This window comes from Chryseobacterium subflavum, assembly GCF_055762745.1.
Window position 1 is genome coordinate 493,751 of the sequence record NZ_JBVTMR010000001.1, and the last position, 25,308, is coordinate 519,058.

The 25,308-nt window shown below is 35.9% G+C and carries 28 protein-coding genes and 1 riboswitch; of the genes, 17 read left to right on the forward strand and 11 right to left on the reverse strand.

The annotated features are described in order from the left end of the window. Positions 1–231 precede the first annotated feature (231 nt). The 3 genes from AC0INN_RS02225 to AC0INN_RS02235 all read left to right on the forward strand — a co-directional run bounded on the left by AC0INN_RS02225 (position 232) and on the right by AC0INN_RS02235 (position 4,987). Positions 232–3,078 (forward strand): TonB-dependent receptor plug domain-containing protein, encoded by a 2,847-nt coding sequence (locus AC0INN_RS02225; protein ID WP_273647475.1) that lies wholly within the window; start codon positions 232–234, stop codon positions 3,076–3,078. 106 nt (positions 3,079–3,184) lie between these two features. Further along, positions 3,185–4,150, forward strand: a complete 966-nt coding sequence (locus AC0INN_RS02230; protein ID WP_172277658.1) for an NAD-dependent epimerase/dehydratase family protein — start codon at positions 3,185–3,187, stop codon at positions 4,148–4,150. 84 nt (positions 4,151–4,234) lie between these two features. Next, positions 4,235–4,987, forward strand: a complete 753-nt coding sequence (locus AC0INN_RS02235; protein ID WP_273647476.1) for a polysaccharide deacetylase family protein — start codon at positions 4,235–4,237, stop codon at positions 4,985–4,987. A gap of 110 nt (positions 4,988–5,097) precedes the next feature. Here AC0INN_RS02235 and AC0INN_RS02240 read toward each other — a convergent pair whose 3' ends face one another. Both AC0INN_RS02240 and AC0INN_RS02245 read right to left on the reverse strand, forming a co-directional pair. Next, complete coding sequence (locus AC0INN_RS02240) at positions 5,098–6,303, reverse strand: metallophosphoesterase (protein ID WP_273647477.1); 1,206 nt, start codon at positions 6,301–6,303, stop codon at positions 5,098–5,100. Positions 6,304–6,370: 67 nt separating this feature from the next. Beyond that, positions 6,371–7,438: a 3-oxoacyl-ACP synthase III family protein gene (locus AC0INN_RS02245; protein ID WP_172277664.1), complete on the reverse strand. Its 1,068-nt coding sequence runs from the start codon at positions 7,436–7,438 to the stop codon at positions 6,371–6,373. A 100-nt stretch (positions 7,439–7,538) separates the two neighbouring features. On the opposite strand from AC0INN_RS02245, the gene AC0INN_RS02250 reads away from it, so the two are divergent. The 8 genes from AC0INN_RS02250 to AC0INN_RS02285 all read left to right on the forward strand — a co-directional run bounded on the left by AC0INN_RS02250 (position 7,539) and on the right by AC0INN_RS02285 (position 13,826). Then, positions 7,539–8,108, forward strand: a complete 570-nt coding sequence (locus AC0INN_RS02250; RefSeq protein WP_172277666.1) for a hypothetical protein — start codon at positions 7,539–7,541, stop codon at positions 8,106–8,108. After that, positions 8,105–8,836, forward strand: coding sequence for a bifunctional demethylmenaquinone methyltransferase/2-methoxy-6-polyprenyl-1,4-benzoquinol methylase UbiE (ubiE, locus tag AC0INN_RS02255; RefSeq protein ID WP_172277668.1), 732 nt, complete (start codon positions 8,105–8,107; stop codon positions 8,834–8,836). Before AC0INN_RS02250 ends, ubiE begins: the two co-directional genes overlap by 4 nt. A gap of 3 nt (positions 8,837–8,839) precedes the next feature. Further along, positions 8,840–9,622, forward strand: a complete 783-nt coding sequence (porT, locus tag AC0INN_RS02260; protein ID WP_172277670.1) for a type IX secretion/gliding motility protein PorT/SprT — start codon at positions 8,840–8,842, stop codon at positions 9,620–9,622. Between the two features lie 138 nt (positions 9,623–9,760). Continuing rightward, on the forward strand, positions 9,761–10,063 hold the full coding sequence (locus AC0INN_RS02265; protein ID WP_172277672.1) for a hypothetical protein: 303 nt from the start codon (positions 9,761–9,763) through the stop codon (positions 10,061–10,063). Continuing rightward, the gene (locus AC0INN_RS02270) at positions 10,063–10,350 is read left to right on the forward strand and encodes a cell division protein ZapA (protein WP_172277674.1); all 288 of its coding nucleotides are present in this window, start codon (positions 10,063–10,065) and stop codon (positions 10,348–10,350) included. The genes AC0INN_RS02265 and AC0INN_RS02270 overlap by 1 nt, the downstream gene beginning before the upstream one ends. A gap of 226 nt (positions 10,351–10,576) precedes the next feature. After that, entirely contained in the window at positions 10,577–12,145 is a 1,569-nt protein-coding gene (gene rny, locus AC0INN_RS02275; protein WP_172277676.1) for a ribonuclease Y, read from the forward strand. A gap of 73 nt (positions 12,146–12,218) precedes the next feature. Further along, positions 12,219–13,463 carry an MFS transporter gene (locus AC0INN_RS02280; RefSeq protein ID WP_306611509.1) on the forward strand — a complete coding sequence of 415 codons (1,245 nt, stop codon included), beginning with the start codon at positions 12,219–12,221 and terminating at the stop codon, positions 13,461–13,463. 168 nt (positions 13,464–13,631) lie between these two features. Continuing rightward, a complete protein-coding gene (locus AC0INN_RS02285) occupies positions 13,632–13,826 on the forward strand; it encodes a hypothetical protein (RefSeq protein ID WP_172277680.1) in 195 nt (64 codons plus the stop codon). 83 nt (positions 13,827–13,909) lie between these two features. Here AC0INN_RS02285 and AC0INN_RS02290 read toward each other — a convergent pair whose 3' ends face one another. The 5 genes from AC0INN_RS02290 to AC0INN_RS02310 form a co-directional block, all read right to left on the reverse strand. Next, positions 13,910–14,866: a YeiH family protein gene (locus AC0INN_RS02290; RefSeq protein WP_306611512.1), complete on the reverse strand. Its 957-nt coding sequence runs from the start codon at positions 14,864–14,866 to the stop codon at positions 13,910–13,912. A 62-nt stretch (positions 14,867–14,928) separates the two neighbouring features. Continuing rightward, positions 14,929–15,810, reverse strand: a complete 882-nt coding sequence (locus AC0INN_RS02295; RefSeq protein WP_273647480.1) for a LysR family transcriptional regulator — start codon at positions 15,808–15,810, stop codon at positions 14,929–14,931. A 60-nt stretch (positions 15,811–15,870) separates the two neighbouring features. Next, the gene (locus AC0INN_RS02300; protein WP_273647481.1) at positions 15,871–17,175 is read right to left on the reverse strand and encodes a voltage-gated chloride channel family protein; all 1,305 of its coding nucleotides are present in this window, start codon (positions 17,173–17,175) and stop codon (positions 15,871–15,873) included. A 30-nt stretch (positions 17,176–17,205) separates the two neighbouring features. Continuing rightward, positions 17,206–17,273, reverse strand: a riboswitch (Fluoride riboswitch). 13 nt (positions 17,274–17,286) lie between these two features. Continuing rightward, a complete protein-coding gene (locus AC0INN_RS02305; RefSeq protein ID WP_273647482.1) occupies positions 17,287–18,129 on the reverse strand; it encodes a GLPGLI family protein in 843 nt (280 codons plus the stop codon). A 74-nt stretch (positions 18,130–18,203) separates the two neighbouring features. Beyond that, positions 18,204–18,671: an acyl-CoA thioesterase gene (locus AC0INN_RS02310; RefSeq protein ID WP_172277690.1), complete on the reverse strand. Its 468-nt coding sequence runs from the start codon at positions 18,669–18,671 to the stop codon at positions 18,204–18,206. 116 nt (positions 18,672–18,787) lie between these two features. On the opposite strand from AC0INN_RS02310, the gene AC0INN_RS02315 reads away from it, so the two are divergent. The 4 genes from AC0INN_RS02315 (at position 18,788) to AC0INN_RS02330 (ending at position 20,995) form a co-directional block, all read left to right on the forward strand. Continuing rightward, positions 18,788–19,141, forward strand: a complete 354-nt coding sequence (locus AC0INN_RS02315; RefSeq protein ID WP_273647483.1) for an arsenate reductase family protein — start codon at positions 18,788–18,790, stop codon at positions 19,139–19,141. A 287-nt stretch (positions 19,142–19,428) separates the two neighbouring features. After that, the gene (locus AC0INN_RS02320) at positions 19,429–20,133 is read left to right on the forward strand and encodes a hypothetical protein (RefSeq protein ID WP_306611515.1); all 705 of its coding nucleotides are present in this window, start codon (positions 19,429–19,431) and stop codon (positions 20,131–20,133) included. 151 nt (positions 20,134–20,284) lie between these two features. After that, positions 20,285–20,470 (forward strand): hypothetical protein, encoded by a 186-nt coding sequence (locus tag AC0INN_RS02325; RefSeq protein ID WP_273647485.1) that lies wholly within the window; start codon positions 20,285–20,287, stop codon positions 20,468–20,470. 90 nt (positions 20,471–20,560) lie between these two features. Beyond that, positions 20,561–20,995, forward strand: a complete 435-nt coding sequence (locus tag AC0INN_RS02330) for a hypothetical protein (RefSeq protein ID WP_273647486.1) — start codon at positions 20,561–20,563, stop codon at positions 20,993–20,995. Between the two features lie 70 nt (positions 20,996–21,065). Here AC0INN_RS02330 and gcvT read toward each other — a convergent pair whose 3' ends face one another. The 4 genes from gcvT to AC0INN_RS02350 all read right to left on the reverse strand — a co-directional run bounded on the left by gcvT (position 21,066) and on the right by AC0INN_RS02350 (position 24,084). Continuing rightward, a complete protein-coding gene (gene gcvT / locus AC0INN_RS02335; RefSeq protein WP_273647487.1) occupies positions 21,066–22,142 on the reverse strand; it encodes a glycine cleavage system aminomethyltransferase GcvT in 1,077 nt (358 codons plus the stop codon). Positions 22,143–22,153: 11 nt separating this feature from the next. Then, positions 22,154–22,633, reverse strand: a complete 480-nt coding sequence (locus tag AC0INN_RS02340) for a hypothetical protein (RefSeq protein WP_306611516.1) — start codon at positions 22,631–22,633, stop codon at positions 22,154–22,156. Further along, positions 22,634–23,143 carry an isopentenyl-diphosphate Delta-isomerase gene (idi, locus tag AC0INN_RS02345; protein ID WP_273647489.1) on the reverse strand — a complete coding sequence of 170 codons (510 nt, stop codon included), beginning with the start codon at positions 23,141–23,143 and terminating at the stop codon, positions 22,634–22,636. A gap of 101 nt (positions 23,144–23,244) precedes the next feature. Next, positions 23,245–24,084, reverse strand: a complete 840-nt coding sequence (locus tag AC0INN_RS02350) for an AraC family transcriptional regulator (protein WP_306611519.1) — start codon at positions 24,082–24,084, stop codon at positions 23,245–23,247. A 106-nt stretch (positions 24,085–24,190) separates the two neighbouring features. On the opposite strand from AC0INN_RS02350, the gene AC0INN_RS02355 reads away from it, so the two are divergent. After that, entirely contained in the window at positions 24,191–24,607 is a 417-nt protein-coding gene (locus AC0INN_RS02355; RefSeq protein WP_306611520.1) for a carboxymuconolactone decarboxylase family protein, read from the forward strand. A 262-nt stretch (positions 24,608–24,869) separates the two neighbouring features. Continuing rightward, on the forward strand, positions 24,870–25,277 hold the full coding sequence (locus AC0INN_RS02360) for an LNS2 domain-containing protein (RefSeq protein WP_373428005.1): 408 nt from the start codon (positions 24,870–24,872) through the stop codon (positions 25,275–25,277). The last annotated feature ends 31 nt before the right edge of the window (positions 25,278–25,308 follow it).

The following is a 25,308-nucleotide window of genomic DNA, read 5'->3' on the forward strand; positions in this document are numbered from 1 at the left end:
GCAAAATTATATATTTTTAAATGAAATATTTCTTTTTCAGGTCTATATGTATAATTGATCAGCTGAAGGATTAATTATACATTGTGTTATTTTTATTAAAACGACATATGATGTTTGTTTTGTTTAATTTTTATTCGTTTTAAATAATTATAATTTAATAAAACTGGTTTTTGTTTGCGTTTAAATTGTTTTTAAAAGATAATTCATTACTTTTGGAAAAAAAACAACCGTATGATCAAAAATTACCAGAAGGCAGCTTCTCTCGCTGCATTATTTTTTGTTTCCGTTTATGCCCATGCACAAACCGATTCTACAAAAACGAAGAATATAGAAGAAATCAAAATTACCTTAGGGTCCAGAAACAAAGCAAGAGTAGCAACGGATACGCCTGTACCTGTAGATGTTATCAATATCAGCTCACAGTCTGTTATCACTCCGCAGATGGATCTCAACCAGATTCTGAATTATGCAGCTCCTTCGTTTACCTCAAATTCAACCACAGTTGCAGACGGTACGGATCATATTGATCCGGCTCAGTTGAGAGGGTTGGGTCCCGACCAGGTATTGGTTTTGCTTAATGGTAAAAGAAGACATACCTCTTCGCTGGTTAATGTAAATGGTTCTCCCGGAAGAGGTTCTGTGGGAACCGATCTGAATGCATTGCCTGCATTTGCTATAGAACGTCTGGAAGTCTTGAGAGATGGAGCTTCTGCACAATATGGTTCCGATGCTATTGCGGGGGTGATTAATGTTATCATGAAGAAGAATACCAATGCATTTACTTCGGCAATTACAGCAGGGGGATTTAATTCCAAAGGATCCAATGACCACAGCGGAGGCTGGGATGGAGGTAAATATCAATTAGACCTTAATTATGGTACAGCTATAGGAAAGAATGGATTCATCAATTTTACGGCAAGTTTAATGAAGCGGGAAGAGACACGAAGAGCCAATGCTGCTACCGGGCAGATTTTTAATGCCTATAATGCTATCGAACAAAGGGCGCTGGAGAACGGTGTCAATATTTCCTCCCTTTTCGGAAATATCGGGAACACTCCCAATTCCCAACAGATTATTGATTATATTCATCAATATGCTCAAAATGTAAATTATTTTAGTCCCGCTTTTCAAACTGAGATTCAGAATGCCAATAGTATTTCTCAGCTTCAAACACTTTTAAAAACTGATGTTTCAGAAAATGAAATGGCATACAGAGGGCTTGCGAGAAACGATTTTAATATGAGAGTAGGACAGTCCAGGTTGACATCGGGGCAATTTTTCATGAATTCTGAATTTGATCTTGCTTCTTCCGTAAAAGGATATGCTTTTGGGGGGATTTCCTATAGAAGTGGCAATGCGGGAGGTTTTTTCCGCAGGCCTTATGAGAGTAGGGCTTCTACTTCTATTTATCCCAATGGTTTCCTGCCTGAAATCGCTTCTGATGTTATAGATCTTTCCCTGGCAACAGGTCTTAAAGGTAAAATAGGAAATATTAATTATGATATAAGCAACACATACGGTCGGAATACTTTCGATTATACCATTAAAAATACGGCGAATGCTTCTATGCTTTATCCGAGTAAAACAGAATTTAAAGCTGGAGGACTCAATTTTTCACAGAATACCGTTAATGCGGATTTTGATACAAAAGTTGACTGGCTTCAGGGGTTTAATATTGCATTTGGGGGAGAGGCCAGATTTGAGAGGTATAAAATTCAAAGTGGAGAACAGGATTCCTGGGCACTCTATGATATTAATGGCAATGTTCAGGATGTTTCAACACCTGCTAATCTTAAACCGACTGATTTTTTTGGTGCGGTGAGACCAGGTGGAGCTCAGGTATTTCCGGGATTCAGACCAGCGAATAGCTTAAATAAGGGAAGAAGTTCCGTCGCGGGCTATATAGATACTGAGCTTGATGTTACGGATAAATGGCTGATAAGCGGTGCTGTGAGATATGAGAATTATTCTGACTTTGGATCTACATTTAACTACAAAATTGCTACGAGATATAAGCTAACGAATCAGATTAACCTTAGGGCTGCGCATTCTACAGGATTTCGTGCACCTTCTTTGCAGCAGATTTACTATAACGCAACATCTACACAATTTGTGGGTGGTATAGCATATGAAGTTGGTACATTCTCTAATGATTCTGAAATAGCAAAAAATTTAGGAATTCCACAATTGAAACAGGAGGAATCTGTAAGCTATTCCGCCGGCTTTACTGCTAAAATACCTAATGCGAACCTTACATTTACGGTGGATGGATATTATATTAAAATTAAAAACAGAGTTGTTTTAACGGACCAGTTTTTGAGGCCAAGCGGGACGTATCCAGGCGGAAGTCCTTTGTTTAACCTTCAAAGGGAGTTTGATAAGGCTAATGCCAATGCGGCAACTTTTTTCGCCAATGCTATTGATACTCAGACAAAAGGATTGGAGGGTGTTATTTCCCACCGTGCTAAATTCTCATCAAACATTTCACTAAATTCCGATCTGGCTGTCACTATTTCCAAAACAAATAGGGTAGGGAATATCCACGGCTCTGATGTTTTAATTAATGCAGGGCAGATCAATCGTTATTATTCCGAGACCAGTCGCATCTATGTAGAAGAAGCCGTTCCGAGGTTTAAAGCATCTCTTAATAACGGCCTGGAGATTGGTAGATTTAATGTTTTACTAAGAAATGTATATTTTGGAAAGGTGACCGATCCTAATACAATGGATGTTAATGGAGATGGTAAAATTGGCTATGAAATAATCAATGGCAGTGTTGTTGAAAATGAACATCCGGTTTGGGGTGCTAAGGTAATAACCGATCTTTCCGTTGGTTTTAAATTCAATAAGAGCTTTATCCTGACGATTGGTGCCAATAACCTGTTCGATATCTATCCTGATAAAAATTATGGGCCAACGCCGGTGCAGAGGCCTACTGTGGATGCTGCAGGAAATATTGTTTATACACCCGCTACAATTGATCTCTCTAATCAAAATCAGTTTGTATATTCCAGAAATGTCTCGCAGTTTGGGATGAATGGAAGATTTCTTTTTACAAGGCTGAATTTTAGTTTTTAGAGAACTTCTGACAATGTTCTGAAGGTGTGTTTTTACGCACCTTTTTTTATTATGATAAGCATGATTTTTTTACTTTTGTAAAATTCAAAACCTAAAAGAAATAAAAATGGAATCCTATACGGAAAAAATACTGATTACCGGTGCTTTAGGGCAAATCGGAACTGAACTTACCAACAGACTTGTTGAGATCCACGGAGCGGAAAATGTTGTAGCCTCAGGCCTCGACAGATGGCAGAAGGGAATTACATCAGCCGGCTATTATGAGAGAATGGATGTTACCAACACCCAGCTTGTGAGACAAATCATTAAAGATTATGATATCACGACTGTCTATCACTTAGCTTCTTTATTGTCCGGAACCTCAGAAAAGCAGCCTATTTTTGCATGGAAGCTAAACCTGGAGCCTCTCCTTCATTTTTGTGAAATGGCAAGAGAAGGATTGCTTAAAAAGATCTTTTGGCCAAGTTCAATTGCAGTATTCGGAAAAGGAATTCCAAAAGAAAATGTTGAGCAGGATGTAGTCCTGAATCCTACTACCGTTTATGGTATTTCTAAAATGGCAGGTGAAAAATGGTGTGAGTATTACTTTGACAAACACGGAGTGGATGTGAGAAGTATCCGTTATCCGGGGTTGATTTCATGGAAGACTCCGGCAGGAGGAGGAACTACGGATTATGCGGTAGAGATTTTTTACGAAGCGATAGAGGAGGGGAAGTATACGAGTTTTATTTCTGAAAATACAGGGATGCCTATGTTGTATATGGATGATGCTATCAATGCGACATTGAAATTAATGGAGGCTCCAAAAGAAAGTTTAACGGTTCGTTCTTCTTATAATTTAGGTGGAATGTCATTTACTCCAAAAGAATTGGCAGAAGAAATCAAGAAAGAAATTCCGGATTTTGAGATCGATTATAAACCTGATTTCAGACAGGAAATTGCAGATTCATGGCCGGCTTCAATTGATGATTCAATCGCCAAAAAAGATTGGGGACTGACGTATGATTTTGGAATTTCTGAAATGACAAAAGACATGATCAAGAATCTTAAAGTAAAATTAGGTAAAAATTAGCTAATTAAAGTATAGCTTTAATTAAAAATGTTTTTAACGTCTCATTTTTAATGTATTATAAAATTTATATAAAATTAAGTTTAAATGATATTATTAACTTTTAACATCCTTGATATTGAAGCAAAGACTAAAACTAATGCTCAGATTACAGGCGATGACCGTTTAAAAATAACAGTTGATAATACAAAAGCTATTCTCAGAATTTTGGATATTCACGATACGAAAGCCACATTTTTTATTGAGGTCTCCATCGTTGAAAAACTTCATCATCTTATAAAAGCAATTTCAACCCGTGGGCATGAAATTGCTTTTTATAATAAAAATTCTTCCCTTCAGGAAATCGAAGCAGTTAAGAAAAATATAGAAGAATGTTTTGGAAAACAGATACGGGGAATTCGCCAGAAAGATGTAAAACTTCCGCAGGAGAATTTGAAATTACTTGAGTTTAATTATGTTTCCAATATCGATAATGCCAATATTCTTTTTCCGTTCAAAAGGCTGAAAAGGGATACTGAGATTACAGAAGAAGATGGGTTAAGTATTGTTCCGGAAAGTATTTCGCCGTACAGTCAATTACCCTACAATGATTTTGTATTTCAGATATTGCCTATGAAATATTACCAGAATATGGTTTTTGAAACATTAAAGAATGATGAATTTGTTTTGATCTATCTTAATTCCTGGCAGTTTACGGATTTTAAGACGTATCCCTTTGATATTCCTTTTTACAGAAGCTTTTCATCAGGAAAAAAAATGGAGGACAAATTAAATGCCCTCCTTACCTGGATCAACGAGAAAGAAATGGCTACTTCCCGTATGAAAGATTATATTTTTTAATAAGAAAGTTTACAGTAACACACGAATTGAAAAATGTCTTAAGTAGTTTATTGAAATGATACCTAAGATCTAATTTTGTCTTCTAACTTCTAACTTCTAACTTCTAACTTCTAACTCAACTCAAAAAGTGTGATTTCAGGTAAAACTCCAACCCTCCCTGGATATCCAAGCACTCCGAACCCTCTGTTTACATACAGGAATTTACCTTCGCTCTCATAGATATCCGCCCATTTTGGATAACGGTATTGGACTGGTGACCATTTGATGTTTTTAAGATCAAGACCGAACTGCATTCCGTGGGTATGGCCTGATAACGTCAACTGGACATTTCCGGGGTGTTGTTTTACAATGGAATCAAAGTGAGTAGGGTCGTGGCTCATTAATATTTTTGCGGCTGATTCCGGCACTCCTGCAATCGCCTTATCAAGATCTCCGAATTGAGGGAACGGTTTAAGTCCCCAGTTTTCTACACCCAGAATATAAAGCTTTTCACCATCTTTTTCGATAATTCTGTGTTCATTTCTCAGCATGTCAAATCCGGCCTGTTTTTCATAGTCAATAAGCGTTTCCAGGTTCTTTTTCTTGGCATCCAGAGAGGTCCAGGTAACATAATCACCGTAATCATGGTTTCCCAGTACTGCAAATTTGCCATCCTTGGCTGTTATTTTTGAAAATAAGGGTATAAATGGTTTGAACTCTTCAGAAACATTATTGACCATGTCTCCAGTAAATAAGACCAGATCAGGTTTTTGCTCATTAATCAGCTCAATGGCGTGCTCTAATTTACTTGGATCGGCGAAACTTCCGCTGTGGACATCGGAGATCTGTATGACCTTATAACCTTTGAAGTTTTTAGGAAGATTAGCAATTTTTACTTTAACCTTTCTCACTTTATGCCTGTACTTACCAAATGTAATTCCATCAATAAAAAGTGCCGAAAGTACACCTCCCAGACCGAGTCCCATTAAGCTTAAAAACTTTCTTCTCTCCGGGAAAAAGTTTTCTGCAGGGTTTCGGAATCCAAGGATATAGGTACCGGTCCTGAAAATATCATCGATCAATAAAAACAGAACAATGAAAATTTTGGGAAGGATGAAAATGAGAAAGAGGGACATCATCCATTGAATTCTTACAGAACTTCGGTCTGCTTTCTGAAAATGGGCAAGCTCATAGGCGAAAAGCCCGTAAATAGCTAATGATAAAACACAGTAACCGATTTTCACCCAGGAATTATCCGCCAATGTCCTTATCGCCTGATAAATGTATATTTCCAAAAACAGAAATATGGCGGCAATAATTAAAAAATTTTTTTGCATAATCAGATTAAAAAAGCACAAAAGAAAATTTCCCTTTGTGCTTTTAATATTTTTAAATTATTTATTCTTAAGGAAATTTATAAACGATAGCATTGATGTTCATTCCGGCACCTACCGAAGTCATAACAACGTTACCTTTTTCTTTAAACGAATGACCAGCCATTTTTCCTTTAATTATTAAATCATACATGGTAGGAATGGTTGCTACAGACGAATTTCCAAACTCCTGAATGGTCATTGGAGAGATAGTATGATCATAATCTTTTACATCATAAAGCTTGTGAAGTCTTTCGATCATAGCGTAATCCATTTTTGCATTAGCCTGGTGGATTAATATTTTGTCGATATCCTCAATAGAAAGCCCAGCGTCATCAATAGTTTCTTTGATGGCTGCCGGAACATTTTTTAATGCGTATTCATAGATCTTTCTACCCTGCATTCTTACAAATAAGCGGGTTTGATCAGAGTCTTTATTGATCGAAGGTCCGTTGGCAAGGTAGTTCAATTCAATTCCATTATCGCAAATTGTATTGTGTGCAATAATTCCTACATTTTCCTCATCTGTAGCTCTTACTACTACAGCTCCGGCTCCGTCTGCAAAAATCATTCTGTTTCGGTCGTGTGGATCTGTAACACGGCTTAAAGTTTCCGCACCGATTACTAAAATGGTTTTTGCTGCTTTGGCTTTGATCAGATTATCTGCTAAGATCATTGCTTCCACCCATCCCGGACATCCGAAAAGCATGTCATAGGTTACACATTTTCTGTTCGTAATACCCAGTTTATTCTTTACTCTGGCAGCCATTGTAGGCATGAAATCAGCGTATCCGTTTACAGTAACTTCTCCAAAATTACTGGCATAAATAATATAATCCAGTTCTTCACCGTCAATTTTAGCATCTGCAATGGCTAGCTTTGCAGCTTCGTAACCTATTTGTGAGTTTGAAAGATCTTCGTCAATGAATCTTCTGTTTTCTATTTCTGTAATTTCTACAAACTTGGCAATCGTTTCTTCAGTAGGCTTGTCAATCTTTACCCCGTCTTCTGTATAGAATTCTGAACCTAGAAAAAAGTCTCTCCCGATAATCCTTTTAGGAAGGTAAGATCCAGAACCAATAATGATCGTATTCGGCATTCGTTTAAATGATTTTTTAAAAACGCAAAGTTAATAATTAATCTTAATAAGAAAGAATTAAAAATATTATTAAATTTGCAAAAATTGTACTTTACAGTCTATGAAAAATAATCCATCCTTAAAAGGCTTACTTATTGCTGTTGTGGCGTTTATCATTGCCTTTGGGATTTATTTCCTTTTTTTAGCTAAGAAAAATTATTACTTAGTAGACAACCCCACTCCCAATACCTATTACTATAGAATTAATAACGGTTCTGAAGGAATTATTTCAGCAGGACAGTCGGTGAAGGTTGATTTGAATAAAGGAAAAAATTCTATTAAAGTTTTCGATCAGAATAAAAAAATACTTTACGATTCTGCCTTTGAGGTAAATAAAATTCGCGGGTTATTGAACATCGCTCACCAGGATTATTATATTAACCGCCAATATTATGGATACAATCTTAAAAAAGATTCATTACTTTTGGAGCTTAATAAAACCGTAATAGACGGAAAAGAATATCTGGGCGGAGCGAAGCATTTCAATAAACTGTTTACTGATGATTTTTATTATAATGTAGATGAGGATTATGATAAGATCATTAAAAATATTGACAAAGTAGAATCCCGTTCAAAGATTTTCAGAAAGCAAGATTACCTTAATTACTATAAAGAATATTACAAGTTTTGACAAAAGATATCAACCAAGTAACTCCCTACAATTCTGATGCTACAAAAAAAAGCCAGGTAGAGGATATGTTCGACAATATTGCACCCAAGTATGATCTTTTAAACCGTGTTTTATCAATGAAGATTGATATCATATGGAGAAATAAATTGGTCAAATGGATGAAAAATGACAACCCTCAGGAAGTGCTGGATGTGGCTACAGGAACGGGGGATCTGGCCATTACAATTGAAAAAGGAACCAATGCAAAAGTAGTTGGTTTGGATTTATCGCAACAAATGTTAAATGTTGGCGTTATTAAAATAAAAAAACTTAAATTAGACGGCAAAATTTCCATGCAGAAGGGGGATGCAGAAAATTTACCCTTCGAGGACAATAGATTCGACTCTGTTTCCGTTGCATTTGGAGTGAGGAATTTTGAAAACCTTACAAAAGGTTTAGCAGAGTTAAGAAGAGTAGTAAAAGATAACAAAAGTGTTTTTATACTTGAGTTTTCAAAGGTTGAGGGGTTCTTGGGGCCATTTTATATGTTTTATTTTAAAAACATATTACCTGCGATAGGGAAATTGGTTTCTAAAGATAATAGGGCATACACATACCTTCCGGATTCTGTAAATGCTTTTCCTTACGGGGAGAAGATGAGACAAATTCTTTTAGATACAGGATTTAAGAAAGTAGAATATAAAAAACTAAGTTTAGGTATAGCCACAATTTATAAAGCAACAAAGTAACCTATGAATAAATTTTTATTAAAAGCACTGGTGTTAGCCTCAGTAAATATTGCAATCTTTGCAGATGCGCAATTTAGAACCCGAAACAGAATGGATAAGTTGGAGGAATTTGATCAACAAGTCTTCAGTTGGGGTTTTTATCTGAATGGCAATATACTGGACTACCGTATCGTATTAAACCCAAGATATGGTATGAATGGGAATCAAAATCTTGTTACATCTAAGAGCAGTACAAGCTTCGGAGCCGGATTAATCGGTAAATGGAGATTGAATGACTATTTAGATTTAAGAGCAGAACCAGGCTTGCAATTTGCTCAAAGGGAACTTACTTTCAACACGCAGTCTAATGACCAGTATGCGGCTGGTACTTTAACAAATGCTCCTTTTACTCCATTTCCTTTAACGGAAAAAGATAAAGTAAGACAGGTAAAATCAACATTGGTAGATATTCCGGTCATGCTTGAGCTTCACGGACAGAGATGGTACAATTCCAGACCATATGTCGCTGCAGGGGTAAATTATATCGTGAATCTTCAATCCAACTCTACTTCCACTGATGATAACCTTCAGCAGGTTTTCAGATCCACTACACATAACTTTGCGTGGTCTGCGGAGATGGGAATCCAGTTTTACTTCAATAAGTTTAAACTGACTCCGGCCATCAGAGGTACGTTCATTATGAACAACGAAGTTGTTGCGGATAACGCAAACACTCCTCCTTACTGGGCAGCTGCAATGTCTACTTTACAGACAAGAGCCATCATGTTTGTATTGAAATTTGAATAAGAAAAGACTTAAAATATAAAAAGGAGATGCGAAAGCATCTCCTTTTTTGTTCATCATATCAAAATATAGAGACTTTTATTTTTGTTAATGTCAATATTTTTATATTTTTGCTAACAGTTAGAATATATAAAACCTGGAATGCTTCAAGATTTAGAGAATAATTTTTCAGAGCTGGAAAAAAAGATTTTGAATTTACATAAAAACTATCAGAATCTTACTGAGAAATTTACGGAATTGAATACAGAGCATGAAGAATTGAAGAAGAAATATGATGAGGAAAGAAAAAAAAGTCAGGTATTAGCAGAAGAACAAAAAAAGATAAAACTTTATTCAGCAATATCAGGAAATCCCGAACATAATAGATTAATGAAAAACCATATCAATCGATTAGTAAAGGAAATTGATTTCTGTATTGCTCAGCTTCAAAACAGTGGATTATAATGGAGGTAAGGAGAATAACCATCAACATTGCAGGAAGAGTGTATCCGCTGAACGTACCGGCCGCAGAGGAAGAGACTTTGCGTAAAGTAGGGAAGCAGATTGAAAGTATGATTAAAGATTTTGAACAAAACTTCGATGTAAGAGATAAACAGGATGCTTTGGCCATGTGTGCCCTTAAATTAGGAACCAATGCTGAAGTAGTATCACTTAACTACGAAAAAAACATAAATTCAACCAACGAAAGATTAGTAAAGATTAATCAGACGTTGAATGAAATTGGGAAATAGATTTTTTTTCCTGAAACAACTGCCTACAATAGTTCTAACACATTAAAGGTAAACTCAACGCTAAACAATTACCGAACAAATGTCCATCGAATGGCGTGCCGGTTCTCCGGATTACAGACAGTGGAAATCAGTTCAAATCGTGTTGATTAGGAGTTTACTCTATATCACTGGATTATTGTAGGCTTTTTTTATTTAAATGATTAAAGACAATTAAAACTCAATATATATGACAACAGCCATTATAGTCGGCGTTATTTGCTTGGTAGTTGGTGCGGTTATAGGGATTCTTTTCTCTAAGAGCTCACTCAATGCCAAGGCAAAATTTATTATAGATGATGCAAAGAAAAATGCTGAAAACCTTATAGAAAAAGCTAACGTACAAGCCGAATCCATAAAAAAAGAAAAGAACCTTCAAGCTAAAGAGAAATTCCTTGAATTAAAATCTCAGCACGATGCCGATATCCAGGCCCGTGAAAAGAAAATACAGGAGATTGAGAAAAGAACAAAAGATAAGGAACATAAGCTGAATGATGAGCTTAGTAAGACCGGAAAGCTTGAAAAGGATCTGGATAAGCAGATTGCAGATTATGCAAAGAAGAACGAAATTTTAGAAAGAAAACAACAGGAATTGGATTCTGTGACTTCTAAAAAAGTTGAAATTCTTGAAAAGATATCTAACTATACGGCAGAAGAAGCAAAAGCTGAATTGGTAGAATCCATGAAAGCAGAAGCTAAAACCAGAGCTCAGGCGCATGTTCAGAGCATCATGGAAGAAGCCCAGCTTAATGCCAAGAGTGAAGCCAGAAAAATCGTAATTCAAACGATTCAAAGAATCGGGACAGAGCAGGCTATCGAAAACTCAGTATCGGTTTTCAATATCGAATCTGATGAAGTAAAAGGTAGAATTATTGGTAGAGAGGGTAGAAATATCCGTGCACTGGAAGCGGTAACAGGAGTAGAGATTATCGTAGATGATACCCCGGAAGCTATTCTTCTTTCATGTTTTGACCCTGTAAGAAGAGAGATTGCAAGATTATCACTTCACAGATTGGTTACAGATGGAAGAATCCACCCTGCAAGAATTGAAGAAGTTGTTGAAAAAACGAGAAAACAAATCGAAGAAGAAATCATTGAGGTTGGTAAAAGAACCATCATAGATTTAGGAATTCACGGATTACACCCTGAATTGATTAAGATCGTAGGTAGAATGAAATACCGTTCTTCTTACGGACAAAACTTATTACAGCACTCCAGAGAAGTAGCCAATATTGCTGCAACCATGGCTGCTGAACTTGGATTAAATGTGAAACTGGCAAAAAGAGCAGGTCTTTTACATGATATCGGTAAGGTTCCTGAACAGGAATCTGAACTTCCTCACGCATTGTTAGGTATGCAATGGGCTGAGAAATATGGAGAAAATCCTGAGGTAATCAATGCTATTGGAGCTCACCACGACGAAGTTGAAATGACTTCCCTGTTGTCTCCAATTATCCAGGTTGCCGATGCTATTTCCGGAGCAAGACCGGGGGCAAGACGTCAGGTATTGGAGTCTTATATTCAGAGACTGAAAGATCTTGAATCGGCAGCATTAAGCTTTGATGGAGTATCAAGTGCTTACGCGATTCAGGCAGGTAGAGAGTTGAGAGTAATGGTAGAAAGCGGAAAAGTGAATGACGAAATTGCTTCTCAGTTGTCTTACGATATCTCTGAAAAGATCCAGAACGAATTAACATATCCCGGACAGGTAAAAGTAACAGTAATCAGAGAGACGAGAGCTGTGAATATTGCGAGATAATAATTTAACAAAGATATTCTGTAAAAACCTTTCAAGAAATTGAAAGGTTTTTTATTTTTATCAAAATTTAAAAATGCAAGAACTATCCATGTCTTCAAAGCTGAAGTACATTTTCTCCATTCCGGTAATTATTTCTGCTCTCGGTTATTTCGTAGATATTTATGACCTTCTTTTATTCGGTATTGTAAGGATTCCGAGTTTAAAAGCTTTAGGCCTCAATCCTGATGTGGATGGTACCTTCATTTTGAATTGCCAGATGACCGGCTTATTGATTGGTGGGGTTTTCTGGGGTATTTTTGGAGATAAAAAAGGCCGGCTATCCGTATTATTCGGTTCTATTCTTGTATATTCCCTCGCAAACATAGCCTGTGGATTCCTTCCTTACTTTCCTAAAGAGCATTTGGTGTACCAATATGCGGGTTTAAGGTTTATAGCAGGTATTGGGTTAGCCGGAGAGCTTGGAGCCGGAATAACCCTTGTTTCTGAAAGCCTCCCAAAAAGTTTACGGGCAATAGGGACATCTGTAGTGGCAGGTTTTGGATTAATGGGTGCGGTAGTGGCTCAGCTAACTGTTGAACTCGCCGGAAGCTGGAATATTTCTTACATTATCGGAGGTGTTCTGGGGATTATGCTGCTATTTTTAAGGATAAGCGTTTCAGAATCGGGAATTTATAAGAATATTGAGCATCAGACGAATGTTTCAAAAGGCAATTTTCTTTCCCTTTTTACCAATAAAGATCGTTTCATCAGGTATATGAAATGTATAGCTGTCGGACTTCCAACCTGGTATTGTATAGGTATTCTTGCTGTGTTAGCCAATCAGTTTGCTCCGGAAATGGGCATTAAGGAGATCAATCCCGGAAAAGCTATTATGTGGGGATACGTTGGAATATCTATCGGGGATTTGATGAGTGGATTTATTTCGCATCTTTTAAAATCCAGGAAAATGGCTATTTTTTATATGCTGGCATTTACGCTGGTAGGTGTTGCAGTTATGCTTTTCGGTAATACCAATACCGAAACCAAATATTACATTTTCTGTGTATGGCTAGGGCTGGGAACAGGATATTGGGCCATGTTCATTACCCTGGCTGCCGAACAGTTCGGGACCAATATCAGGAATACGGCAACGACTACTGTTCCTAATATGGTAAGGGGATTGGTGCCTGTAATGATTCTGGCTTTTGACTTACTTAAGCATAATTTTACTGTTATCATAAGTGCCGCTATTGTTGGAGTAATCGTTTTCGGACTGGCATTTTATTCATCAATTACGATCTCCGAAACTCATAACAAAGACCTTGAATTTACAGAATAACAGCAGGTGTTTAATAAATTGTAAAAGTATTTTTTGCTTTAAAAAATTAATAACTGTTTTTATATTAATAAATTATGAATTTTTTTCGTAAACTATGCTTTGAATATTAATTATTTGTTTAAATTTGAAATCATTAAACTATATTGTTCAATCTCAAAATCAAATCACATGGTAAACAACATTTTTAAAAACGCTAAGAAATTAAACAAAGGAGAACTTAAAAACATCGTAGGGGGTGTAAACGTGAATCCTGATTTATCTCTATGCGGATGCAGCTGTTCAGGTTCTGTAACTGGTCCTAAATACTGCATTCAGTACATTGCTTGCCCACAGGTATATACTTGTGATCAGTCGGCAATTTAATTATGAATTATTTCAGTTAGAAATAAACATTTCCACATTTAATACGCAAAAGCCTTTTGGGGATCCAAAGGGCTTTTGTCTTTTTAATGGATAATATACAACAATGTTCCCGTACTTATAGAAATCCATAGGATGACAGCTACAGTCAGTGGCTTAAAACCAATTGTTTTTAAGGTTTGCAGAGAAAGGGTGGATCCAATAAGAAATAAAGTTAAGTTTAATCCTGATTTTGAAACTGTGGTAATGATCTCGCTGAAATGAGCAAACAAGGGTATATAGGTATTTAATAAGATTGCAAAAACAAAATATCCGATAAACCACGGAATTTTAATCTTCGATTCTTTATTTTTAAAGATCAACATGGTAATAAGAGAAACCGGAATAATCCATAAAGCACGGGCAAGCTTCACAGTAGTGGCTGTTTTTAATGCTTCATCCCCAAACTTGCCTGCAGCTCCAACAACGGAACTGGTATCATGAATACCGATCGCACACCATAACCCGAATTGTTCCTGGGAAAGGTGTAATGCATGACCAATAACAGGGTAAACAAATAATGCAATGGAGTTTAAAGTAAAAATGATTGCAAGAGCAAGAGAAATCTGTTTGGTGCTGGGTTTAATGATGGGAGAGGTAGCCGCTATGGCACTGCCTCCACAGATAGCGGTACCAACAGAAACCAGATATGACAATTTTTTTTCCAGCTTACATATTTTACCTAAAAAATACCCCAGGATCATTACTGTTGCAATGCTCACAACGGTTAATATAAAACCCGTTTTACCAGCCTGTAAAGCTTCGTTAAGTTTTAATCCGAAACCCAACCCTACAATGGATATCTGAAGCAGTAAGTGAATATACCGATGGAGATATTTCTCAAAAGGATTTCCTAAAAGGACAGCGAGTAGAAATCCTAAAGCAAGAGCGATGGGAGATGAAATCCACGGTGTAAGCGTAATGACTGCTAATGTAAGGAAAATGATTTTCTTTGTTTTTTCGTTGTGGATAAAACGATTCATATTATAGATTCTTGAATTCATTCTTCAAAATTCTACAATTAATTATTACAATGTAAATTGTATTTTGTTATACTTTATAACTTTTAGTTATAATTTATAAATTTTAAGAAAAGTTGAATAAGGGCAGATTGCTCTCCTTTCGGAAGGATATAATGGAAGTTTCGTTCAATACTGAAATTTTTAATATCAATAATCGTCAGAGTATTATTTTTCAGCTCATTTAAGACAGTGCTTACGGAAAGAAATGCTAGACATTCGGAATGAAGGAGGTAGTTTTTTATACTTTCGCTGCTTCCCAATTGCATAACAATATTGAGATTTTCTAGATCAATGCCTTTTTCTTTTAACCGACTCTGGATAAATTCCTGTGTTCCCGAACCTTGCTCCCGGAAGATCAGGTCTGTATTGTATAAGTCTTTCAATTGCAGTGTCTTGTTCATAAGAGGGTGGTCCGATTTTGCAACAAGTACAATTTCATCGGGTTTAAAAATTTTATAATCAAAATAAGAAGATTGGGATTCGCCTTCAATGATTCCCAAGTCAATTTTACCCTCTTTTAATAATGTTGATATAGCTTCTGTATTGTAAGTAAGCAGTTCAATCTTAATATCCCGGTAATACGAATGAAATTTTGCGAGGATCTCAGGAAGAATATATTGTGCAACGGTAGTACTTGCTCCAATAATCAGTTTTCCCCTGTGTTCAGAATTCAGCTGATAAATTTCAAACTCCAGATCCCTGTACATATTGCGGATTTTTTCTGCATATTTGTAAAGTATGACTCCACTACCAGTAAGCTGGATAGATGTACCTTTCCTGTTAAACAGCCTGGTGTTAAGCTGGCTTTCTATTTCCTTGATATGTTTGGTGACCGCCGGTTGCGAGATATTCAACTCCTCAGAAGCTTTTGTAAAGCTCAGTCTTGAAGCAACCGTATGAAAAACTTTAAGTCTGTAGTCAAACATGCTGTAAAAACAATTAAGACACAAACTTAGTTAAATTGTATGTAAGAATACCTTTAAAATTCAGAGATCTGAAAAACTTTTATCCTGGTCGCTCTCGTATCTGCGATGTTTAGCTTGTCCGATTCTTTGCCGTGTGTAAATGCTGTTTCTGCCCGATAACAAATAAGAAACAACACAAGCTATGGCAACATAAATTCCGGATTCAGCTCCAAAAAGCTCAATCCCCATAAGCATACACGCAAGGGGAGTATTGGTTGCTCCCGCAAAAACTGCCACAAAACCCATTCCTGCCAAAAGCCCGAAAGGAAGAGGGATAAACAGGGATAAAGCACTTCCCAATGTTGCTCCGATAAAAAATAACGGAGTTACTTCACCGCCTTTGAATCCTGCGGATAATGTTATGATCGTAAAAATCATTTTTAAGGCAAAATCATAAAAAGGCAGCTGATTTTCGAATGATTCCACAATTGTGGGGATCCCCAGACCGATATACCGTGTCGTTCCCATTGTAAATACAGCAATAGCAACAATACCACCACCCACAATAGGCCGGAATGGGGGAAACGTGATTTTAGATTTGAATATTCTTCCTGCCCAATGTATCATTTTACTGAATGCTGCTGCACACAGACCAAAAGCAATACCGGCCAGAATACTGTAAAGAATAGGTAAAAACTCAGGTTTTGGGACGAAATCAATATGATAATGGGTATGTTTTACATTCCACAGATCGGTTGCCCAGTTTGCAATAATAGCAGACGCAAATGCAGGAAAAATGGCATTATAACGGATCCTTCCAATGAGAAAAACTTCAAGACCGAATACCGCTCCGGCTAGCGGTGTTCCAAAAACAGAACCGAAACCAGCAGCTATGGCAGCAATAATTAAAATTTTCCTTTCGGTTTTATCCAGTCTGAATGGTTTACTGATCTGGTCTGAAATTGCTCCTGCCATTTGTATTGCTGTTCCTTCCCGGCCTGCAGAACCTCCAAAAAAATGAGTAACTATAGTACCCAGATATACAAAAGGAGCCATTTTAAAAGGAATGGTTTCCTGAGGATCATGAATGGTATCGATCAGTAAATTATTACCGGCTTCGACGTCCTTTCCATAGTAATGATATAGCAGGCCTATTAAAAAACCGGCCACCGGAAGAAGCGAAATCAACCAGATATGGTTCTCTCTGAAACGGGTAGCCCATTCAAGGGACTGCAAAAACCCGGCTGAGGCACTTCCGACCAGAATCCCGATGATCGAGCTGATGCAAAGCCATTTTACAATATATGGGAGAGCAGGGAATTTTCTAAAGAAAAATCTTGAATGAAATACTATTTTTTTACTTACTGTTCGGGGATTTTTAGACATAATAATCCTGATTAATTTTGGTTGATAATCTATTAATCAGGCGTCATCAGCTTACGTAAAGCGGTTGGGTAAGGAAGAACACCATTTCCTTTTGAACTACAAAGATAAATATTATTTATTAATCTTATAATGCATTGCTTTATCAATCTCAATAGGATTATTATACTTTCTTATTACCTCCTGCATGCTTTTGGTTTGTGTATTCAGCTCATCTACATTGCGGATTTCTTTTCCGTTGATATTGATATTAAGATCAGTTGCCGTTTTGCTGATGGTATTTCTTTCAAAAGCAAAAGGGTCATTATAAAATTCCAGCAATAATTTTTGCTTTTGCTTTTCATTGATAGGGACCGCTTTGTTGCCAAAATTAGACTCCAGAAAATCTTCAGTGGATGGTGTTCCGGTTAATGTTTCGCTTTTTAGAAGATGATAGATGAAATTTTTATTTGAATCGGATAATTCAAAAATTAAACCCGGCAGACCACGAAATTTAAAAGGTCCTTCATTAAATGGAATATCCTTACAAAACCATGCAGTCCAGCTTCTTCCTCCAAAATCGGCAGTTGCTTTTTGCAAAGTGTAATGTTCTACTTTTTTCACTTCATCAGAGATCATCCAGTTGATTTTGTCCGTAGTCCTGAATGAATAATATCCTGCTTTTATGTTAATGAAATTTTCGTGATCAAAGGAGTTGACTTTTCTTTTTACAACCTGTCCGGACATATCCGTATAGCTGGAGTTCATTCCGAACTTTTTATTTAAAGAATCCGTAGCCATTAGGTTTTGTCCGTAGAACTTAACTTCTTTTGGGGTGATATCCAGGATCATATTCAGCTTTTCATAACCGGATTCCGTGGAGTCCATTTTATATTTGAGCTCATAAATGAACCTATGGGTCTGGGACTGAACAAAAGTAATAATTAACAGGGCAGATAATGTAAAAATAATTTTCATGATATCTATAAATTTCTATTCCTTAACTATAAATTGTTGCTCATCTCTTTATGATTAATGAATTGCTGCCTTTCTTATAAAAAAGGCTTCATTTCATCCTCAATCTGGGTCCTTAATTCCATAAGTCTTTTTGCATACTGCTCCTGCTGCTTTTCTTCTTCAGTCTCAGGAACCCATTTAGGAACAGGCAGCTTTTTGCCATTTTCATCCACGGCCACAAAAACAATGATGCAATGTGTCTTCTTGTCAAAATTAGGTTGCTTGAGGTTTCTCGAAAATACATTGATCGAAATGTGCATGCTGGAGGTTCCGGTATAAATAACCTGAGCTTCAACCTTCACAATTTCCCCGATTTTAATGGGTTCATAAAAACGAATTCCCCCTACGTAAACCGTTACAGAATAATTTCCGCTCCAGGTAGTCGCACAGGCATAGCCGGCCTGGTCTATCCATTTCATCACGCTTCCCCCGTGAACATTTCCTCCATAATTAACATCCGATGGTTCCGAGATAAACTGAAACGTAATTGGCTTGTTCTGCATTGTATAAAATTTGAATAAAGATATTTAATAATTTTCAAAATCCTGAATTAAATCATAATTTTGAAGGGTTAAAGCTTATCATAAGCTTTTTTAGGATCATAAAAATCATAATAGAGATGAAAAAAGTATTCCACCTGAATACCTGCGATACCTGCAGAAAGATATTGGCACAGTTTGATCTTACAGACTGGGAACTCCGAGAAATTAAGAAAGAGCCGGTTACAGAAGAAGAGCTTGCTGAGATGTACAAAAGGACTCAATCGTATGAAGCATTGTTTAGCAAAAAGTCTACACAGATCAAATTACGGGGACTGGATGTAAAATCATTAAAAGAAAAGGATTTTAAAAATTTATTACTGGATCATTATACCTTTTTGAAGCGACCTGTTTTCGTAACGGATAAGGAAATTTTTGTGGGAAATGACAAAAACAATATTGAGAATTTAAAAAAGTTCTTTGGTGCCGATTAATTTCTGAAAATAAGATCATACAAATTTAAAACTTCGATTTGTAAAGGATTATTTTTCTGATTCGAAATATTTCACTCAATTAAATACATGTACGATTTTGAATATCCGGTATTGTTTACCGGATATTTGCTTTTCAGTAGAATTTGATAAAAAAATGATTTTTAGATTTTTTTGTATGTTAGCTGGTGATGAAAAAACTCCCTGATTCTCTTAATTCCCAAATTCCCTAAACAGGATCTGTGAAATTTTTCATCTATAATTTATAAACACAAAAAATAAAACAAATTATGATGGAAAAAGATTTTAATCCTGTAATAAAAGCTGTCCAGAACCTAAGAAAATTAAGCACTGATATTACCCTTACCCACAAGGAGATTGTGGAGGGCAATGATGGCATCATAAAAAAGATTGATGAAGCTGGAGAACTTATTGTTTTGTTTAATGATTGCATCATTATCAATTTATGGCTGAACGAAAAAGCTAAGCTACTTGAAAATATCATTGTATTGCTTGGAATACTTAGGAGTATCGAAGACAAATTCATAAATAAGGACCGCTCCAACCTGCTTGAAATAAGACAAGCTTACAACCATTATAAAGATGTTGTAATTAACATTCTGATAGAAATGCAAAATGTAGGAAACAGTATTTTTACAGCAGAAAACCTTCAAAAATGGGACAGCATCTGGGAGATTATTTCAAAGAATCTGAACCGGATTCTTTCCACATCTGAATCTTATAAATTAAAACTAACCCTCATGGAAAACCTTGAACCGGATGAAATTGATGCTTTAACATTAGATATCCTGAAATATATTCCATGGAGTTACCCGGATTCGGAAGATCAAAATTATGAAAGACAATATGCGGAGGCTTACGATGAATTAAATCAATCCCTGTCTGAGAAAAAGAATGTATGGAATAAAGTTCTTAGTGTTTTGACTGGTGGTATGGACGAGACATCAGCACATCGCTTGTCAATTAAAAGATAAATGTTGAGTGATTGGTTTAATATAGCCAAAATTAAGGCGTGGTTTTGTTCTATGTGATTTTACTTCAGGTATTTATGTGATTTATTTTTCTTCAGATATCGTTTCTATATGTCGGAAAAATTCTATATTTGATGATACCAAAAATATTATTATGTTAAAAAATGTTCACAAAATCAAAAGCCTAAACAGGGGAGACCTTAGAGAAATCAATGGAGGAATCGGACCTGTTGTAAATTGCAATTTTTTATGCGGTGGTGCCGGTGGAGTAGTTTCCAATAATCCGGGAATGGGTGATGTATGTACCCCGGATCGGAAATTATGCTGTATCTGCTATTAAACTAAAAGAGACTGTATCCTACACAGTCTTTTTTATTGTGGAAAAGCAAATTATTTTAACAATATTTGCATTCTGTTTTACCTTTGTATCATGAAATATATTTTCGTTCTGTTAAGTTGCGTCTTTTGTCATCTTCATGCTCAGCATAAGATTGATTTAGATAAAAAGAATACCAAAGAACTGGATACTTTACATTATCTTAAAACAAATTTTGAACTTAAGAAATTCGAATATAGAGGAAAACCCTTTTCTTATTTATTGAGCAAAATGACCAGAATATATCCACGAACTGTTTGGAACACCCCAGATATAAGAGATAGTACCATTGTTGAGCGGTCTTTGTTTCGGTTTTATGATATCAATTATCCGATTTTAAATGAAACCAAAATGCTCATTATCTGGCAAACAGGATTTTCTTACAGAACTGCTGACGCTTATAGCAGAAGAAATAAATATTACTTTACCAATGCGGAAAAGAAATTGTATGGAAGTATGATCATCAAGGATATTTTGGTTTACCGATAACAAAAACCCCAATAAAAAAAATAAAACCGTAGGAACTCCTACGGTTTTTATTTTAATAAAATATTCCTTTCTATACAAAAGGTGCCTTCACAACTTTTGCAGGGATATTTTTATTTCTTACCTGGATGAAGATATCCGATCCTAATTTAAAATGAGGTTTAGCAACATAAGCCAATCCTAAACCAATCTTTTTCATAGGAGACTGCGTTCCTGAAGTTACTTTTCCGATTACATTTCCTTCCGCATCCACTACAGGATAATCATGTCTAGGAACCCCTTTGTCCTGAAGTTCAAAAGCAACCAGTTTTCTTATTACTCCTTCTTCTTTTTGTTTTGCAAAGGTTTCTTTAGAAAGGAAATCTTTATCGAATTTTGTGATCCATCCTAAACCGGCTTCAATAGGAGAAGTTGTATCATCGATATCATTTCCGTAAAGACAGAATCCTTTTTCAAGTCGCAAAGTATCTCTGGCAGCAAGTCCACAAGGAATAATACCCTCTGTTTCTCCTGCTTTGATGATCTCATCCCAAAGTTTTACGGCATCTTCATTTTTAAAATAAATTTCAAATCCTCCGCTGCCAGTATATCCCGTATTTGAAATAATGACATCGTTTACTCCTGCTACAGCCCCTACTGTGAAGTGATAGTAAGGAATTTCAGACAAGTTAACGTCAGTAAGCTTTTGAAGGATTGCTGTTGCATTCGGTCCCTGAATTGCCAAAAGTGACATTTCATCGGAAGCGTTGGTCATTTTAGCTCCGAAAGTGTTGTATTTTGAAATATGATTCCAGTCCTTTTCAATATTTGAAGCATTAACTACTACAAAATATTTTTCATCATCCATCTGATACACGATAAGGTCATCTACGATACCGCCATTCTCATTAGGAAGACAAGAATATTGGGCTTTTCCTTTTTCCAGTGCATTTACATTATTTGTCGTAACGAATTGCAAAAGCTCTTTAGAACCAGGACCCTCAATGAAAAATTGTCCCATGTGAGAAACATCGAATATTCCCGCGTTTTCTCTCACTGCAAAATGTTCTTCCGTAACTCCGGAATATTGTACAGGCATTTCGAAGCCTGCGAAAGGTACTATTTTCGCTCCTAAAGAAACGTGTTTGTCGTACAAGGCTGTTTTCTTCATATTTATTTTTATTACTTTATTTTAAAGCTGTTAAAAGTATCATTGAAAAGATTCATATAATTGCCATTCCAATATTTCTGGCCACAATTGATGGAAATAATGAACAGGTTTTTCTCTTTTTGAAAAACTTTGGTAATCCAGAAAAGCTTATCGTGATCATCAAAATATTCATACGTATATTCTGTGTATCCTTTCTTTCCTTTCTTTCCTTTACCGGATTTTACCTTGCTTTCTTCATCATTGGATTTGTAAAGGGCAAGGATGAATTTTTTTGTTTCCTCTTTAGGAATATTCAGGTCATGGTATTCTGAAATTGTAATGGCACCAATTTCATTCGAAGGAAATATATTTACAATATCATCGTCATTTGTCGATTTCCACCCTTCAGGAACGTTAATCGTGTAATTGGTACTTTCATAAACTGCCGTTTTCTGTGCAAAGGTAAAACAGCCTAACATCAATATTAATCCTTCGATCAAATTTTTTCTCATCTAAAAATGGTGTTTGTATTCTTCCAGAATGATTTTAAACCATTCTGTAAAATTTTCTGGGTTCTCAGAGATCTCTTTATCCAGATCAGCAATGGAGATGTATCTTACCTCTTCAACCTCTTTTTTATTTAAACTGAAATCAGCATCATAATTTCCGACGAACACATGGTCAAGCTCATGCTCCCAAAGTCCACCGCCAACATCAGCTTTATAAATAAAACTGAATTTTTCCGCAAGTTCTACTTCTATTCCCAGTTCTTCTTTCACCCTACGCTTTGCACCTGCCAGATAGCTTTCACCATTTCTGGGATGCGAGCATACTGCATTGGTCCATTGGTTAGGAGAATGATATTTTTCCGAAGCTCTTTTTTGCAAGAGCATTTCTCCCTTTTCATTAAATAGAAATACGGAAAAAGCCCGGTGTAGCAAGCCATTAATGTGTGCCTGCTGTTTTTCCATCAAACCTATAACATTGTCCTGCGGATTTACTAAGACTACCAATTCTTCCATTCCTACAAATGTAAGTCTAATAAATGTATTTTGGAAATTTTTGGGGAAACATCATATCAATGCCTGATCGCGAATGGAATCCCTGAAATTTTCGGAACTTTTTAATGATCTGCAGTTCGTTTTTCTTTTCTCAATATGGATAAAGATATACCGAAATGCTTTTTTAAGGCCTTATTAAGGTGGCTTCCGTCGGTAAAACCCAGGCTCCATGCAATTTCCTGTAATGGAGCTGTTGTATATGTAATCCTGTTGATCGCTATCTGCAGTTTGGTTTTTTGAGTATATTCCTTTAATGTTTCGCCGGCATTTCTTTTGAAATATTCGCTGAAATACTTTCCGGAAAGATTAAATTTTTTGGATAAATAATCGATAGACAATTGATCCTCATTAATGATGTTTTGATTGATATGCCGGATGATTTCAGAAAATTTAGTATCACCTTTCTCTTTCGTATCGGCCAGTCTTGAACTGATAATTGTAAGTATTGAAGACAGGGAACTGGCGATTAACGTTTCAGAATACGCCGCGTTCTGATCCTTTTCATAAACTATAATATCCAATAATCTTCTAACCTGTTCCTTGTCTTTATTATCATGAAAAACAAGTCCTGTGCTGAAATCATAGAATCCTATGATATAATTGAGTTTGCTGTACCATTGTGAGTAATTGATATCCGTATTTTTAAGGTTTTTAAAATAATGCTCTGTAAACCGGATGAATAAAAATTGAGTAGGCTGGATGATGTCATAGGCATGACACTTTGAATAGGGAAGCAAAAAGAAATCCTGAGGTTGATAATTCCGGGTTTTGTATTCTATACTTTGTACTCCTTTCCCCGAAAGAATGAAGACGAGTTCAAAAAAACTGTTTTTACGGAAACGGTCCTTCCATTCAGATAACTCAGTTATTTCGATTTCAATAAGCTCATGTATATGGTCCATCGCAGCATCAATGATTAGTACAAAATTAATCTTTTATTTATACTTAATCTTCTGTTTTTTTTACTCTTTTAAGAATGTATGCCTGCTGTAGCTTTGTAAAAAAAAGATGGATTATAAAAGTATAGCCAGGCAAACTGTTGGATATTTATATCAGGCTCATTCAAGTATCAGAAATTCAGGAATTGATAATAAACTTATTGCTCTGGCCGAGCTGAGGATATCCCAGTTAAACGGCTGTGCCTATTGTTGCAGTTTCCATGCCGGAGAACTCAGAGATATGGGTATCGATCAGTCAATAATAAATAAGATCCCGGGATATAAGCACTCGGCATCATTCAGTAAAAAACAGCTCTTAGTTTTACAGTGGGCAGACGCTGTAACCTTCATCAATGGAGATATCAGTAATTTACTTGTAGAACTTCAAACTGAATTCTCTGAAAGGGAGATTGTAGAACTTACATCAAGTATTTCCCTTATGAATGCCTTGAACCGGTTGCGCATTAGCCTTGGAGAAAAATTTTAAAATTTTCTGTTCAGTGATGATATCTCAGATTATCAATAATGTAAATCTTGTGGTTATTTGTTGAAATCTGATATTATTTTTAATGAACTTCTGGTGATTAAACTCAAGTGAAACTGAAAATTTTAAATCATAAATGTAAAATTGGTTGATTTAATATTGAATTTATTAATCTAATTTACGTTATAGTAGTAAATTTTTAACATAAACAAAGTTTAACACCTCTTTTCATTGTAAAAATCGTAACTTTGTAATTCAAATTTTTATGATGGAGCTAGATTATATCGAACACGTGAGTCCAGTACTAAAGGACGGAGTAAAAAATTACTTAATAGATATTGACGGAACAATTACGGATGATGTTCCGAACGAAGAACCGGAGAGAATGGTTACCTGTGAGCCTTATCCCGATGCTTTAGAAACCATAAATAAATGGTATGATGAAGGACATCAGATATGCTTTTTTACTTCCCGCACTGAAAATTTAAAACAAATTACAATTGACTGGCTGGATAAACACGGATTCAAATACCATAGTGTTTTGTGTGGAAAACCAAGAGGAGGGAACTATCACTGGATTGATAACCACCTGGTGAGAGCGACAAGATACAAAGGGAAATTTACTGATCTGGTCGAAAAACAAGTGACAATCGAAGTTTTCAAAGAAGATTAAAAATAATTCAAAGATTTAAAGATTAATGATA